We start from the raw sequence: 14,336 nt of genomic DNA, 5'->3' as shown, positions 1-14,336 counted from the left end.
CCGCACCGCGACCGGTCCGCCGCGACGGCCGGGCGAATTCCGAATGCGGACGAACGACAGCAGATCACGAGCGAAAGTCGAGAGTATGCGTATCGCATTGTTGACGGCGGGAACCCGGGGCGATCATCAGCCGTATCTGGCACTGGCGGACGAATTCCGTTCGCGCGGGCACGATGTCGAGATGACCGCCACCGAGAACTACGCCGACGTGGTGCGGCGGTCGGGCTTCGAGCCGCACGTCATCCCGTTCAACTCCGCGGAACTGCTGGAGTCGCCCGCCGCCAAACGCGCCCTGTCCTCCGGTAAGACGCTGCCGTTCGTCCGGATCATGCTGGACACGGTCAAGATCATGGCGGGCGAGCGCGGGGAACGGATGCACGAGGCGCTCAGCGGCGCGTGCGAGTCGGCGGATGTGATCGTCTCGTGCGCCTCGACCCTGCCCTGGGCGATGGAACGCGGGGAGAAGTACGGACAGACCGTGGTGGGCTGTCTGCCGTATCCGCTCGAGCGCACCACGGAGTTCCCGTCGTCGTTCATGGTCAAGCACATGATTTCGTCGCCGCGACTGCGGTTGGCCAGCTACTCGGGCTTCGAGATGGCCTACGGCCTGGCGTATCGCCGGGTGGATCGGCGGGTGCGCGCGATGATGGAGTTGCCGGGCAAGCCACGGAATCCGTTCCGGCGCATGCGCGAGGACGGTATTCCGCTGGTGCACATGGTGAGTCCGGTGCTGTTGCCGAAACCCGGCGACTGGCCGGACCGGTCGACCGTGGTCGGTGCGCCGATTCTGCCCGCCCGGCTGCGCGAGGCGTGGGGCGAGGCGGTGGTCGATCCGGCGTTGTCCGCGTGGCTCGACGAGGGCGAGCCGCCGATCTACTTCTGCATGACCGGGATGCCGATCCTCGATCCCACCGGATGCTGCGAGCTGATCGCCGCCGTCTGCCGCAGGCTGGGGGCCCGCGCCCTGGTGACCGTGCGCGGGGAGGGGTTTCCGCGCGGCATCGGGTACGACCGGCGATTGTTCGTGCTGGATTCCTTCGACTACGACCGCGTCCTGCCGCGGTGCCGCGCGGTCGTGCACCACGGCGGCAGCGGCAACACCCACGATGTGCTGCGCGCGGGCCTGCCCGCGGTGGTGATCGGCGTGCACAGCGACCAGTTCTTCTACGGCTGGCGCATTTCGGCGCTCGGCATCGGGGCCGATTTCCCGTATCCGTCGCTGACCGAGGACCGGCTGCACGACGCGCTGGTCCGGGCGTTGACACCCGAGGCGGGCAGGCGGGCGGCAGAACTCGGGCGCGCGGTCTCCGCCGAGAACGGGGTCCGCGCCACGGCGGACGCGGTGGAACGCCTGGTCGTCTCGGCATCGGCTTGAGCTGTGGGCGATTCCGTGCACGTCGCGATCTTCACCGACTTCCACCCGGCCACCCTGGGCGGCGTCCAAACCGCGATGCGGTCGCTCTGCGGCGGCCTGCGGCGGCTCGGCCATCGGGTGACCGTATTCTGCCCTCCCGCACCGGGTTCCGTGACATCGGACGCCGATACGGTGGTGCTCGCCGCGCTGCCGGTCGCGATGTCGAACGGGCTGCCGGTCGTCCTGCCGACCCGGGCCACTCGGCGCACGATCGATGCCGCTTTCGCCGAGCGCGGTCCGATCGACATCGTGCACGCGCTGACGACCTACGGCTGCGGTATCTCCGGCGCACGCGCCGCGCGCAGGCACGGCATTCCGGTCGTCCAGACCATGCAGAGCCGTGACGACACGGTCATCGCGCAGTATTCGCCCGCGCCGTATCTGTCCGCGTTGACCATGCGTTGGGTGCACGGTTGGTTCGTGCCGTTGCGCGGGCGACCGCCGTCCGTCGGTGACGGCCGGATCGCCCGGCTCGCCTGGCGTCCGCTGATCGCGCAGGCACAGGCGGCCGATCGGGTGATCGTGCCGACCCGGCACTTCGCCCGTCGCGTCGCCGCGCACGGCGTGGACCGGCCGATTCACGTGGTGTCCAACGGAATCGACGACGAACTGCTCGACCGCGTCCGCGGCGGGGACGACGAGGCGACGAACACGGAAACACCGCTGCGGGCCCTGTGGTGCGGTCGCCTGTCGCCGGAGAAGCGTCCGCTCGAGGCGATCGAGGTGGCGCGCCTGGTCGAGGACTGCACGCTGGACGTCTACGGCGGCGGCCCGCTGGCCGACCGGGCCCGCTCGGCGGTCACCGAGGCGGATCTCGGCGGACGTGTGCGTCTGCACGGCGAGGTCGGCCAGGCCGACTGCCTGCGCGCCATGCGCGATCACGACCTGCTGCTGCTCACCTCCGACTGCGATACCCAGGGCATGGTGCTGCTCGAGGCGATGGCGATGGGCCTGCCTGTTGTGTACTGCGATCCCGAACTCTCCGAAACCGTGCCCGCCGAGGGCGGCGTTCGCGCCCCCGATCGGTCGGTGGAATCGTTCGCCGCGGTGCTGAAAGACCTCGCGCGCAATCGAATCCGTCTCCAAGCCGTGCGCCGGACGCTCGCGGAGCACGCCGACGAGCCGCGCCAATCGCGGCACATCGCGGCGATCCTGTCGGTCTACGCCGAAGCGCTCGCCACACCGGATGCCAGCGGGAGAGTCGTCGGTTCTCCGCGATGCCTCGGGCGGAATCGATGACGGCCCGGACTCAGGCTCAGGACGCGAGGATCCTGGCCTTCTCGGCTTCGAACTCGGCGTCGGTCAGCACGCCCTGCGCGCGGAGCCCGGCGAGCTCTTTCAACGCGGTGATCCGTTCCGTGCTCGCGCTGCCGCCGGGGGCGGGCTGCGGTGCGGCGGGCGGTTCCGCATAGCGTGGGGGCGGGGCGTACTGCTCCTGTTCCTGCGCCGCCCAGCGCTCTCCCTGGCGTCGGGAAACGCGATTGGAGACGGCGGTCGCGGTTCCGGAGATGATAGCGGTGCGGGCGACGCCGCGCAGCAGTCCGGGCATGACAATTCTCCTCAACGATTTTCCGTTTCGAGGGCATCGAGAGACGCCAATATGCTTTGCACCGGAATGCGTCCGGAGGCCACGAGTTCGGCGCCGTTGCGACGCAACGCAGACGCGAAAGGCGCTGCCCAGGTGTTCTCGTAAACCAGGATCGCGGCCGAACGTCCCGGTTCGAGCGCGGCACCGGCTTCCGTGCGGTCGGCGTCGTCGAGCAGGCCCGATCCCGCCTCCGCGAACAGGGTTATATCGATCTCGCCTTCGAATCCCACGTCGGCGATATCGATTCCGGTCAGCGAACCGTCGAGGTCCTTCCGGATGAACGCCAGATCGAGCACCCGGACGATGCCGCGTTCGACGAGGTCGCGCAGGAGGGGCAGCGCCGAACCGTCCGGAGGTCGGTCGGGAGGAAATTCGATCACGAGATAGTCGATGGGGCCGATCATGTCGATATCGGAGCCGGTCACTGTAACCCCTCTTTCTGTGCCGAGAAAGAGACAAATCGCCTGACATTCTTACCGAACGAGCTGTCGAAGCATGGCTTTTTGTGCGACGGGTGGCGTTGATTCCGAGAAGAATCTACGCTCTGCCGACGTCGCCGATGTTAGTGTCGATCATAGCGCACGCCCTGATCGGCGGCGGCTGTGAAAAATGCGGTCGGGGCGGGCCCGAGGGTTCCGCTCTTTGTTTCGATGTGACGTGCACCGGTCTCGTCCCGAAAGGGAAAGGCCGAAGTCGGCGAATTGCCGTCGCACCCCCGAATCCGTTCCTGGAGTGAGGGATTCCGATGAACTCCAAACCGCCCGAGGATCTACCCGCCGGTGCGCTCAGCGCGGACGAACGCGCCGAACTCGAACGGCTACGCGCCGAGGTGGCAGCGATGCGCGCGGAGGGTCGCGGCGCGCCGCCGGTCGCTCGACCGCCGCGGCATTCGTGGCGGTGGACCGCGGTGGCGGTGCTGACGGTGCTGGTCGCCGTTCTCGCGATCACGACGGTGATGTCGCGGTACGTGCGGAGCCAGATTCTCGACACCGATCGGTACCTGACCACGGTGGCGCCGCTGGGAACGGATCCGGCACTGCAGAACGAGATCGGGAACACGATCACCGACGAGATCTTCGCGCGCGTCGATATCGAGGGGCTGACCGCGGACGCGCTGGCCGCACTGACCGAAGCGGTCCCGGCGACCGAGGAACGGCCGCGGCTCGATCGCGCGATCGAGGGGCTGGCGCCGGTGATCGCCGTCCAGGCGCGCAACTTCGTCAACGAGACGGTGCTGACGTTCGTGCGTAGCGAGAAGTTCGAGGACCTATGGCTGCAAGCCAATCGCGCGGCCCACACGGCGCTGGTCGCGGTGGTGACCGGGCAGGTCGGACCGTCTTCGGTGACCGTCGACGAGAACGGAACGGTGACCGTCTCGCTCGGCACGGTGCTCGACAACGTGAAAGCGCGGCTGCTCGACCGCGGCTTCACCTTCGTCGAGAAGATCCCGCCGGTCGACAAGCAGTTCGTCTTGTTCAGGTCCCCGGAGCTGGTCCGGGCGCAGCGGGCCGTCGACGCGCTCGACAATGCGGCGAACGTGCTGCCCTGGTTGACGATCGCGGCCGCGGTGTCCGCGATCGCCGTGGCGCCGCCGGGCCGCCGTCGCCGTGCCCTGGTCTTCGTCGGGCTCGCGCTGGTGGTGGGCATGCTGATCCTGGCGATCGCGCTGCTCCTCGCCCGAGCGCTGTATCTGGACCGGATGCCGCCCGACGTGCTGTCGCCGGACGCGGCCACCGCGATCGTCGACACGGTGCTGGTGCCGCTGCGCACCGCGCTGCGCGGGGTGGCCGTGCTCGGCATCGTGATCGCGATCGCCGCCTACCTCACCGGAGGCGCGGGCTCGGCCGTCGCCGTCCGCCGCGGCTTCGGGCAGGGCCTGGACGCGGTGCAGCGGCTCCGGCGTTCGCGCCCACCGAATCCGGTGGAGGTGTGGGCGTTCCGTGCGCGCGTGGCGCTGCGATGGGCGATCGTCGGCGTCGCCGCGCTCCTGCTGATCTTCTGGCGCTACCCCACCGGACTGGTGGTGGTGTGGATCGTGCTCGGCGCCCTGCTGGCGTTGCTCGCGCTGGAGATCCTGATTCGTCCCGCGCGCGGCCAGGAGGAGGCCGTCCCGCCCGGGCCCGAGGACGGTACAGGGACCCCGGCCCCGGCAGGCGCTTGACCCCGCGACCGGCGGCCGCCGTCGGACCACAGAATCGTGTGCACCGAGAATTGCTGGCGCCAGGCCGAAAGAGCCCGGACCTGTTCGTCCTGCACGAGGAAGCATCGGCGACCGTGATGCGGTGCCCTGGCGAACGACCTCGCTCGGCCATACTGAAGTTGTTGCTGATGAATTGCTAGTTAACTTTCTCGATGCCGGTTCGTTGCACGGAAATGCCGCCGCTTGGAAGTATTTTCCCGATAGTCTCTCCTCGAATCTCGAGAACGGCCAGGCCAGTCGGTGTCGCTTTCGGGCGGCGCCACATCGAAGAAGGGGCGTTTTCCATGAACTTCGGGAAGAGTCGCGAACATCGGGAGTTTGCCGCGGTATCGCGCAGGTCCGCTCTCGGCCTGGGGATCACCGCCGTCCCGATCCTGGGAATGGCCGGGTGCGGCGACGCCGAGGACAGCGGCGCGACGGCGACGTCCGCGGGCGCGGGCGCCGTGGACACGAAGGCCATCGCCACCGACGCCTACGTCTTCGGTTACCCCCTGGTCCTCATGGACGTCACCCGGGAGAACGGCGCTCCGCCCAACCGGTTCCAGCACGGCGACCCGCCGACCCCGGAGAACAAGCAGGTGGTGCGCCTCAACCTCGACACGCTCTACTCGCAGGCATGGCTCGACGTCCGCGCCGAACCGATGATCCTGCGGGTACCCGCGATAGAGCCCGGCCGGTACTGGCTCATGCAGATCATGGACGCGTGGTCCAACACCGTGCACGATCCCAGCAGCGTCGACCCGCAGGTCACGCCGGGCACGGCGACGCCTCCGTTCACCTACGCCGTCACCGGGCCCGGCTGGTCGGGACCGCTGCCCGACGGAGTGACCCGGCTCGCCGTGCCCACCGGCACCGCCTGGCTGCTCGGCCGGCTCCAATTCGACGGCGCCGCCGACGTCGACCGGGTTCGCGAGTTGCAACGGCAGCTGGAGCTGGTGCCGCTGAGCGCATGGGTGAAGGACCCGACCGCGGCCCACGGCGACCCCGGCGCGCAACCCGCACGCGCGGCCGACCCCGCCGCGATCGTCGCCGGGATGGACGGACCCACCTTCTTCGACCGGATGGGCAAGGTCATGGCGCTCAACCCGCCCGCGCCCGAGGACGCCGACGCCGTGCGGCGATTCGCCACCATAGGCATCGCCCCCGGCGGCAGCCCGGCCGACGTTTCGCCCGACGTGCTGAACGCCGCGGCCGACGACGCGAAGAAGCGGATCCCGACCTACCGCAACCCGTACGCCGAGGACATCAACGGCTGGACCTTCGATCCGACCGTCGGCGCTTACGGCACCAACTACGACCTGCGCGCGACCGTGGCCATGCACGGGCTCGGCGCCAACCTCGCCAAAGACGCCATCTACCCGACCGTCGACGCTGTCGCCGACGACGACGGAGTGCCGCGGCGCTTCCGAATCCGTTTCGCCGAAGGACAATTGCCGCCGGTCGATGCTTTCTGGTCACTGACCGCCTACGATGCGGCAAGTCACTTCGTGGAGAACCCGGCGGGCATCTATGCCGTCGGTCATCAGGTCCCGGTCGTTCGGGGCGCCGACGGCTCGGTCGAGCTGGTCGTGCAGAGCGCAGATCCCGGCGCGGCCGTACCGCAGGGCAACTGGCTGCCCATCCCCGCCGCCGGAGCGTTCTCTCTCACCATGCGCCTCTACGCCCCGAAACACGAAGCGGTCGAGGGTGTTTGGCAGATGCCGAAGCTCGAACGGGTCGACTGACCGCGAGTCAGCGTCCGCTGGTGACCAGGGTCGTCCTGGCCCGCTGCGGGCCGACCGCCGCGCCGACCGGGATGCGCGCGGAGGGCGTGGCGCCGCGCAGACGCGCACGGCGGACCGCGCTCTCGGCCTCGATGACGATCGGAACGATCAGCGACCAGCCGAGGCAGGCGAGCCACTGGCCGCCCGTCAGCGACGTCGTCATGAGCAGGTCTTGCAGGAACCCGATCTCCACGGCGAACACCGTGACGACGACCGGGATCGTCAGGATCTTCAGTGCGCCGAGAATCGGTGGCGTCAGGCCGGATTCGGGATCGCGGCGCATGACCAGCCCGCTCAGGATAGAGCCGAACGACAGCACGACGAACGCCGTGGTCATCGGGACGTTCGCCGTAGTGGTGCTCATCTCGCCGGGCGCGAGGAGCATCGCGGCGAGTGTCACGGCGAACTGCAGGACACCGTAGGCCAGCCACTGCAGGAACGAATTCCGGTTGGCGATCGGCCGCGCGGGGTCGCGGGGTGGCTTGTTCATCAGGTTCGGCGGCGGCGGATCGAGCATGATCACCGCGACCGGGAACAGGGTGATGAAGAAGTGCTGGAAGAGCACCATCAGCGGGGTCAGCGCGACGCCGTCGTTGATGTCGAAGATGCTCGCGACCAGGAAGAGCAGCACCAGCGAGAACAGCTTGGACATCTGATAGCGGATGTAGGACACGATTTTGTCGTAGATGCTGCGGCCCAGGCGGATCGCGGTGATCAGGGTGCCGAAATTGTCGTCGGTGAGCACCATCTTGCCCGCCTGTTTGGTGACCTCGCTGCCCGATCCCATGGCCACGCCGATGTCCGCCTTCTTCAGCGCGGCGGCGTCGTTGACGGCGTCGCCGGTCATCGCCACGACCGCGCCGCCGCGCTGCATGATGTCGGCGAGGCGCAGCTTGTCCTGAGGGGTGACGCGCCCGAACACGTGCAGGTTCGGCAGGGCGGCCGCCAGCTCCCCGTCGGTCATGGCCTGGAGTTCGGCGCCGCCGATCGCACCGGGTCCGAGCCCGAGTTCGGCGCCGATCGCGGACGCGGTGATCGCGTGGTCGCCGGTGATCATCCGGACGTCGATGCCCGCTTCGTGGGCCGTGCGCACCGCGTCGATCGCCTCGGGGCGCAGCGGGTCGATGATGCCGACCATGCCGACGAAGGTGAGGTCGTCGACGAACGCCATCGGATCGGCCGCGACGGCCTCCTCGTGCCCGTCCAGCACCCGCGCCGCGAAGGCCAGTACGCGCAAACCCTTTTCGGACATGGCGCGATTCGCGGCCACGATCTCGTCGCGCATGTCGTCGATCGGTACCGGTCGCCGCCCCGGCCGGTACGCGGTCGCGCACCGGTCGAGGACGACGTCGGGCCCGCCCTTGACCAATTCGACGAACCGGGTGAGCTCGTCGACTTCGAGATGGTGGAACGTGGCCATGAACTTGTACGCCGAATCGAACGGCACTTCGGCGACACGGGGATACGTCCCGCGCGTGAGCGGGGCGTCGACGCCGAGCTTGGCCGCCAGCACCACCAGCGCGGCCTCGGTCGGATCGCCGACGATCTCTCCGGCGTCGGAGACGGTGGCGTCGCTGTCGAGGCACAGCCCGTAGGCCAGCAGCGTGAAGTCCGGAACACCCTCACCCGCGATCTGGGTGATCTTCCCCGATTTGTCGTAGCCCTGGCCCTCGACGAGGTACTGCCTGCCGTGGAAGTACAACGACCGCACGGTCATCTGGTTCATGGTCAGCGTGCCGGTCTTGTCGGAGTTGATCGCGCTGGTGGCGCCGAGCGTCTCGACATCGGTGAGGTTCTTGACGACAGCCTTCGCGTCGGCCAGCTGGCGCGCACCGAACGCCAGCATCGCCTGGACGAAGGTGGGCAGGCCGGTCGGAATCGCGGACACGCCCATCGAGATGCCGAGTAGCAGCAGGGTCGTGACGCTCTGCCCGCGGATCACCCCGATGATCACGATGATCGCCACCGCGGTCCAGGCGATCACGCCGAGCACTTTGGTGAGCGCGTTCAATTCCCGCTGCAGCGGAGACTTGCTCGGCGCGACGGCCGAGAGCATCGAGGCGATCCGGCCCATCTCGGTGTCCTGGCCGGTCTCGGTGACCACCATGCCTGCCGTGCCACGGGTGACCGAGGTGTTCTGGAAGACCATATTGGTGCGGTCACCGAGGGAGACATCGGTGGTGCCGAGTGTCTGGGAGTCTTTGGCGACGGGTGCGCTCTCACCCGTCAGCGCCGCTTCCTGCGTCTCCAGCGTCGCGGACCTCAGCAGCCGTCCGTCCGCGGGGACGATGTCGCCCGCCTCGAGTTCGACGATGTCGCCCGGCACGAGTTCGGTGGCGTCGAGCTGGGTCAGCGCTCCGTCGCGAATCACGCGCGCCTGCGGCGTCTGCATCTTGGCCAGGGCGTCCACGCTGGCTCGCGCCTTGACCTCCTGCTGGGTGCCGAGCACGATATTGAGCCCGACCAGCGCACCGACGACGATCGCCGTCGGTATCTCACCGATGATCACGCTGACCACGGCCACCACGACCAGCATGAGGTTCATCGGATCCTTCAGCTGGGAGAGCGCGATCGCCCAGACCGACGGCGCGGGCTCGGAGGCGATCTCGTTGAGGCCGTACCGTTCGCGACGTCGCGTGATCTCCCTCGCCGTGAGACCGGACCGCTCATCCGAACCGAAGGCGGACAGCGCGACGGACGCGTCGAGCGCGTACCAGACCGGAGGGTCCCCGGTGCCGGCCGGATGCGCCGGGCTCGGCGCCGATTCCATCGAAGCCATGGCGCTCGTCCTTTCCTGGCCGGGACTCTCAGAAGGGGGTCGGAATCCAGTGCAGGGGCAGCGTCGGTGGCTGGTAGCCCGCCGGGCTCTGCCGTTCCGGCAACGTGATCTTCGGGTGGTCCGGGTGCTCGTAGGGGATCTGGCTCAGCAGGTGGCTGATGATGTTGAGCCGCCCACGCTTCTTGTCGTCGTTGTTCGCGACATACCATGGCGCCCAACCGGTGTCGGTGTAGCGGAACATCTCGTCGCGCGCTCGCGAGTAGTCGTACCAGCGGCTGTAGGACTCCAGGTCCAGGTCGGACAGCTTCCAGAATTTGCGCGGGTCGTCGATCCGGCTCTGCAGCCGCAATGTCTGCTGCTCCTCGCTCAGCTCGAGCCAGTACTTCAGCAGGATGACGCCGGATTCGACGATCGATTTCTCGACCGTCGGGATGGCCTCGAGGAAGCGCTGGGCCTCCTCTTCGGTGCAGGATCCCATCACGCGTTCGACACCGGCGCGGTTGTACCAGCTGCGGTCGAAGATGACGACTTCCCCGCCCGCGGGAAGATGGGGCAGGTAGCGCTGCACGTACATCTGCGATTTCTCGCGTTCCGTCGGCGCGGGCAGCGCGACCACGCGGAACACCCGCGGGCTGACCCGCTCGGTGATCGCCTTGATGACACCGCCTTTCCCCGCGGTGTCGCGCCCCTCGAACAGGACACAGATCTTCGCCCCCGACGACTTCACCCACGACTGCAACGCGACGAGTTCGGCGTGCAGCGGCGCGAGATGACGGTAGTACTCCTTTTTCGTCATCGGTGGTGGCGGCGCCGGAGCGGAGGGCTCGATCAACTCACCCGAGGCGTCGGTTCGTTCGCTCGGCGCGTGTTTGCCCGCCCCACCCTTCTTGCCTTTGGTTTTGCCGTGTCCGGCCTTCTTTCCCATGATGCGCAGGCCCGGTTCAGATGCGGTCGGGCTGCCACGTCGTCACGGCCCAGATCACGACGACATTCAAGGTGATGATCACGATCGACCACCACGGGTAGTAGGGCAGCCACAGGAAGTTCGCCAGGATGGACAGCGCCGCGAGGAAGACCGCGACCACGCGCGCCCACATGGCTCCGGCCATCAGCGCGGCTGCCGCGATCACCACCAGAATCCCTAGAATCAGGTGGATCCAGCCCCAACTGGTGGCGCTGAACTGATAGGCGTAGTTGGGCCCGGTCACCAGAATGTCGTCCTTGGCAATGGCCGAGATTCCCTCGAAGATCGAGAGAATGCCGACGGCCAACAGCAAGATCGCGGCGCCGATCGACGTCCCCGCCGCCACCGCCTGCTTCACGGAATGCTCATCAGTTGCTGACATCGCGAGTCACCTCTAATCATTCGGGACGATTTCGATCGATCAATCGCCGCATCGCTCGAACCGGATGGGCCAGTAGGAGAACAGCCGAACGGCGCCGTTGGCCGAGAGTGTCGATGGATCGGCGCAGTAGAACGATGGTTTATGCCAAGGGCGAGCGGGCTGCGTCGCTCGGTCCGAGGTCGGCTTCGACGCCCGGAGTTCAGCGAGGCGTGACGCCCGCATCGCGGCCGCTGGCACCGATGACGGCACTCGCCTCACGTCGTCAGCATATCTCCAGCGACACTATCGCCGTAGTCGAATCGCGGCCGCACGGGCCCGTCGCAACCTCCCGGTGACCTGCCCGATCAGGGGGAAATGCCGGGTGGTGGTCCCACCGCCCGGTGCGCCGCTCGGGTGTGCGGCGAACACGCGTTACGGCGAGATCGGTTGGAAGGGGCGAATTTCGTCGTGCCCGGGACGGACGACACCGGCCGAGGATTCCGGGACTTCGTTCCACGCGCCCGAGAGATCGCGCAGCGGCTCGGAGACCACGAACCGCGCCTCCTCGCTGAGCAGGGCGAGCGACTCGACCTCCGGATGCAGCGCGCGCACCTTCGCTATCTCGGTCGAGTAGAACAGCGTCCGCGTGTGCCGTTCGCTGGAGTACCGGAAGAACCACATCGACTCGCCGTCGGTGGTGGCGACGCTCATCTGCACGGGGTGGGTCACGTTGTGCGCGCGCCCGACCTCTTCGACGAGACCGACGGCACGGGCGACCGCGCCGAACGGATCGTCGGTGAGACCGAAGGTGAGCGCGAGGAAGAACAGGAGTTCGGAGTCGGTGGACCCCTCGATATCGGTGAACAGGGCCGGATCCACCGCGGTCAGCAGATCCCGCTTCATCGCACGGAAACCGTTGAGCGCTCCGTTGTGCATCCACAGCCACCCGTCGTGCCGGAAGGGGTGGCAGTTGCTGCGCTGCACGGCGGTCCCGGTCGACGCGCGCACGTGGGCGAAGAACAGCGGCGTCCGCACGGCGCCCGCGATCTCGCGCAGGTTCTGGTCGTTCCATGCGGGTTCGATGTTCTTGAACACCGCCGGCCGCGAACCCTCGCCGTACCAGCCGATCCCGAAGCCGTCACCGTTCGTCGTCGTCGCGCCGAGCCGGGAGTGCATGCTCTGGTCGATCAGCGAATGCACCGGCCGGAACAGCAGGTCCTCGGCCAGGATCGGTTTCCCCGAGTAAGCCATCCACCTGCACATATATCGATTGAAGCAGACCGGTGCAAGACTCGGATCGAAACTCGCATTCCGTCGACCGGTGGCCGCTCGCCTCAGTGGGTGAGCACGACCTTGACGATCACGACGGTCGCGGCGACCGCGGTCAGCAGGACGGCGCCTTGCACGGAGGACCGCGTCGGGCGCTCGCCCTTCAGCCGGGCGATGACGAACACGATGCCCCCGATGCGGGCCAGCACGGTGAGTTCCGCGAAGATCTGCGCGGTCTTCGGCTCCAGCCACCCCAGCCACCCGGTGGCGAGGATCGCGCACGGCAGCACGGCGGAACTGAGAATGGGGATCGAATTGCGCAATTCACGCACCTGTTCCGCCCAAGTCAGTGGACTTCGTTGCCGCACCGTGTGTCCGACGGCTTCGGCGAAGGCATGGGCGACGAACGTCGACAGCGCGGTGCCGAGAACGACCAGAATGCCGAGGTGCTTTTCCGCCGCGACGAACGGCACGAGCGCGGCCAGCACCAGCACATTGCCGTAGATGTAGGCGCTGATGCGGCTGGCCGCGTTGTCGCGATCCAACGGTCTGCTGCGGGAGAACAGCGGACCGTGCAGCAGCGTGCGCGTGTCGACGCCCATCGGATCAGGTGGGCTGGACGGGGCCGGATTGCCGGGGCAGAAGTGCCGCGGTGATCAGTCCGGCGACACCGAGGGCGGCCAGCGTGATCATCGCGGCGGCGTAGGCGTGACCGGTCAGTCCGGCGGCCAGGATGGTGCCCGCGATGGCGGTGCCCAGCGAGGAGCCGAGGTTCGACACGCTGCGCGACAAGCCGGAGATCTCGCCCTGCTGCTCCTCGCCGAAGCTGGACTGAACGATATTGACCGCCGGGGTGAGCATCACGCCCAATCCCACGCCGATCAGCAGCAATCCGGGGACGAATGCCCACAGGCTCTCCGAGCGCCCGGTCATCGCGATCAGCACGACGATGCCAACGACGGTGATCAGAAAACCGGCCATGATCAGCGTGCGCTGGGCGCGCCTTCGGGCCAGCCGCGCGGCGGCCAGCGACGACACCAGCAGTCCCAGGGTGGCCGCGGTGAAGATCACGCCGGTCTCGATCGCGTTGTAGCCCCGGACAACCTGGAGATACGCCGCGACGACGAACGACGTTCCCATCAGCAGCAGCCATTGCAGGTTCTGCGTCACCAGACCGAGGTTCGAGGTGCGGTTACGGAACAAGCTGGTCGAGATCAGCGGCTCCCGACCCGATCGCTCCCGCGCGCGAATCCACAGGAAGAACCACACCAGCACCGCCGCGCCCGCCGCGAGCAGGGTGACCATCAGCCGAATATCGTCGTCGGCGGCCAGGATTCCCATGACGAGCAGCACCAGCCCGATCGCCGAGAGCGCCGAGCCGGGAATGTCGAACGACTTCGTCGGGTCCGCGGGGAGCGGGTCGACGACGCGCAGGCTGAGCAGCACGATCACCGCGACCACCAGCGCTTGGAACCCGAACGCCGCGCGCCAGCCGAGACCCGAGGTGATGAGTCCGCCGAGCAACGGGCCTGCGGCTGCGCCGATCCCGCCCAAGGCCATGATCACACCGAATGCCCTTGCGCGGGAGGTGGTTTCGGTGAAGAACAGGGTGGTCAGGATATAGACCGGCGGGATCAGCATCGCGGTGCCGACGCCCTCCAGGATCGAGTTGCCCAGGATCAGCACGCCGAGTCCGGGCGCGAGCGCGCTCAGCACCGCGCCGATGCCGTACACGATCAGGCCCACGATGAAACAGCGTTTGCGCCCGTATCGGTCGGTCAGCTTCCCTCCGGGGATCATCAGCGCGGCCATGACCAACAGGAAGGTGGTGATGACGATCTGCACGCCCTGCACCGTGGTGTTCAGATCCCGGCTGATGTCGTTGATCATCACGTTCATGTTCGAACCAGCGAAGCTGCAGATGAACTGCGCGAGCGCCAGCGGAACGAGTACCGCGCGCGGTGGGCTGGAGACGCCTGTGTCGGTCATCGGCTCATC

At 67.9% G+C, this 14,336-nt stretch carries 12 protein-coding genes; 4 read left to right on the top strand and 8 right to left on the bottom strand.

The window, feature by feature from the left end; translation table 11 throughout:
- The first annotated feature begins 85 nt into the window (after positions 1–85).
- Both AC3ERS_RS21750 and AC3ERS_RS21745 read left to right on the top strand, forming a co-directional pair.
- Positions 86–1,375: a glycosyltransferase gene (locus AC3ERS_RS21750; protein ID WP_431969889.1), complete on the top strand. Its 1,290-nt coding sequence runs from the start codon at positions 86–88 to the stop codon at positions 1,373–1,375.
- A gap of 3 nt (positions 1,376–1,378) precedes the next feature.
- Positions 1,379–2,653, top strand: a complete 1,275-nt coding sequence (locus AC3ERS_RS21745; protein ID WP_431969888.1) for a glycosyltransferase — start codon at positions 1,379–1,381, stop codon at positions 2,651–2,653.
- A gap of 16 nt (positions 2,654–2,669) precedes the next feature.
- On the opposite strand, the gene AC3ERS_RS21740 is transcribed toward AC3ERS_RS21745, so the two are convergent.
- Both AC3ERS_RS21740 and AC3ERS_RS21735 read right to left on the bottom strand, forming a co-directional pair.
- On the bottom strand, positions 2,670–2,963 hold the full coding sequence (locus tag AC3ERS_RS21740) for an SHOCT domain-containing protein (RefSeq protein ID WP_431969887.1): 294 nt from the start codon (positions 2,961–2,963) through the stop codon (positions 2,670–2,672).
- Positions 2,964–2,974: 11 nt separating this feature from the next.
- Positions 2,975–3,427: a DUF6325 family protein gene (locus AC3ERS_RS21735; RefSeq protein WP_431969886.1), complete on the bottom strand. Its 453-nt coding sequence runs from the start codon at positions 3,425–3,427 to the stop codon at positions 2,975–2,977.
- A gap of 320 nt (positions 3,428–3,747) precedes the next feature.
- Between AC3ERS_RS21735 and AC3ERS_RS21730 the strand changes: the two genes are divergently transcribed.
- Both AC3ERS_RS21730 and AC3ERS_RS21725 read left to right on the top strand, forming a co-directional pair.
- The gene (locus tag AC3ERS_RS21730; protein WP_431969885.1) at positions 3,748–5,163 is read left to right on the top strand and encodes a hypothetical protein; all 1,416 of its coding nucleotides are present in this window, start codon (positions 3,748–3,750) and stop codon (positions 5,161–5,163) included.
- A gap of 323 nt (positions 5,164–5,486) precedes the next feature.
- Positions 5,487–6,926: a DUF1254 domain-containing protein gene (locus tag AC3ERS_RS21725; protein ID WP_431969884.1), complete on the top strand. Its 1,440-nt coding sequence runs from the start codon at positions 5,487–5,489 to the stop codon at positions 6,924–6,926.
- A gap of 7 nt (positions 6,927–6,933) precedes the next feature.
- Here the strand turns inward: AC3ERS_RS21725 and AC3ERS_RS21720 are convergent, their stop codons facing one another.
- The 6 genes from AC3ERS_RS21720 to AC3ERS_RS21695 all read right to left on the bottom strand — a co-directional run bounded on the left by AC3ERS_RS21720 (position 6,934) and on the right by AC3ERS_RS21695 (position 14,327).
- Positions 6,934–9,744 (bottom strand): cation-translocating P-type ATPase, encoded by a 2,811-nt coding sequence (locus tag AC3ERS_RS21720; protein ID WP_431969883.1) that lies wholly within the window; start codon positions 9,742–9,744, stop codon positions 6,934–6,936.
- A gap of 28 nt (positions 9,745–9,772) precedes the next feature.
- Positions 9,773–10,669, bottom strand: a complete 897-nt coding sequence (gene ppk2 / locus AC3ERS_RS21715; protein ID WP_431969882.1) for a polyphosphate kinase 2 — start codon at positions 10,667–10,669, stop codon at positions 9,773–9,775.
- Between the two features lie 16 nt (positions 10,670–10,685).
- Positions 10,686–11,090, bottom strand: coding sequence for a DUF7144 family membrane protein (locus AC3ERS_RS21710; protein WP_431969881.1), 405 nt, complete (start codon positions 11,088–11,090; stop codon positions 10,686–10,688).
- Between the two features lie 411 nt (positions 11,091–11,501).
- The gene (locus AC3ERS_RS21705) at positions 11,502–12,320 is read right to left on the bottom strand and encodes a class II glutamine amidotransferase (RefSeq protein WP_431969880.1); all 819 of its coding nucleotides are present in this window, start codon (positions 12,318–12,320) and stop codon (positions 11,502–11,504) included.
- A gap of 83 nt (positions 12,321–12,403) precedes the next feature.
- Positions 12,404–12,940 (bottom strand): hypothetical protein, encoded by a 537-nt coding sequence (locus AC3ERS_RS21700; RefSeq protein WP_431969879.1) that lies wholly within the window; start codon positions 12,938–12,940, stop codon positions 12,404–12,406.
- Positions 12,941–12,944: 4 nt separating this feature from the next.
- Positions 12,945–14,327, bottom strand: coding sequence for an MFS transporter (locus AC3ERS_RS21695; RefSeq protein WP_431969878.1), 1,383 nt, complete (start codon positions 14,325–14,327; stop codon positions 12,945–12,947).
- Between the last annotated feature and the right edge of the window lie 9 nt (positions 14,328–14,336).

This window comes from Nocardia sp. bgisy134, from assembly GCF_057708325.1.
This window is presented reverse-complemented; position numbering and strand designations above follow the sequence as displayed.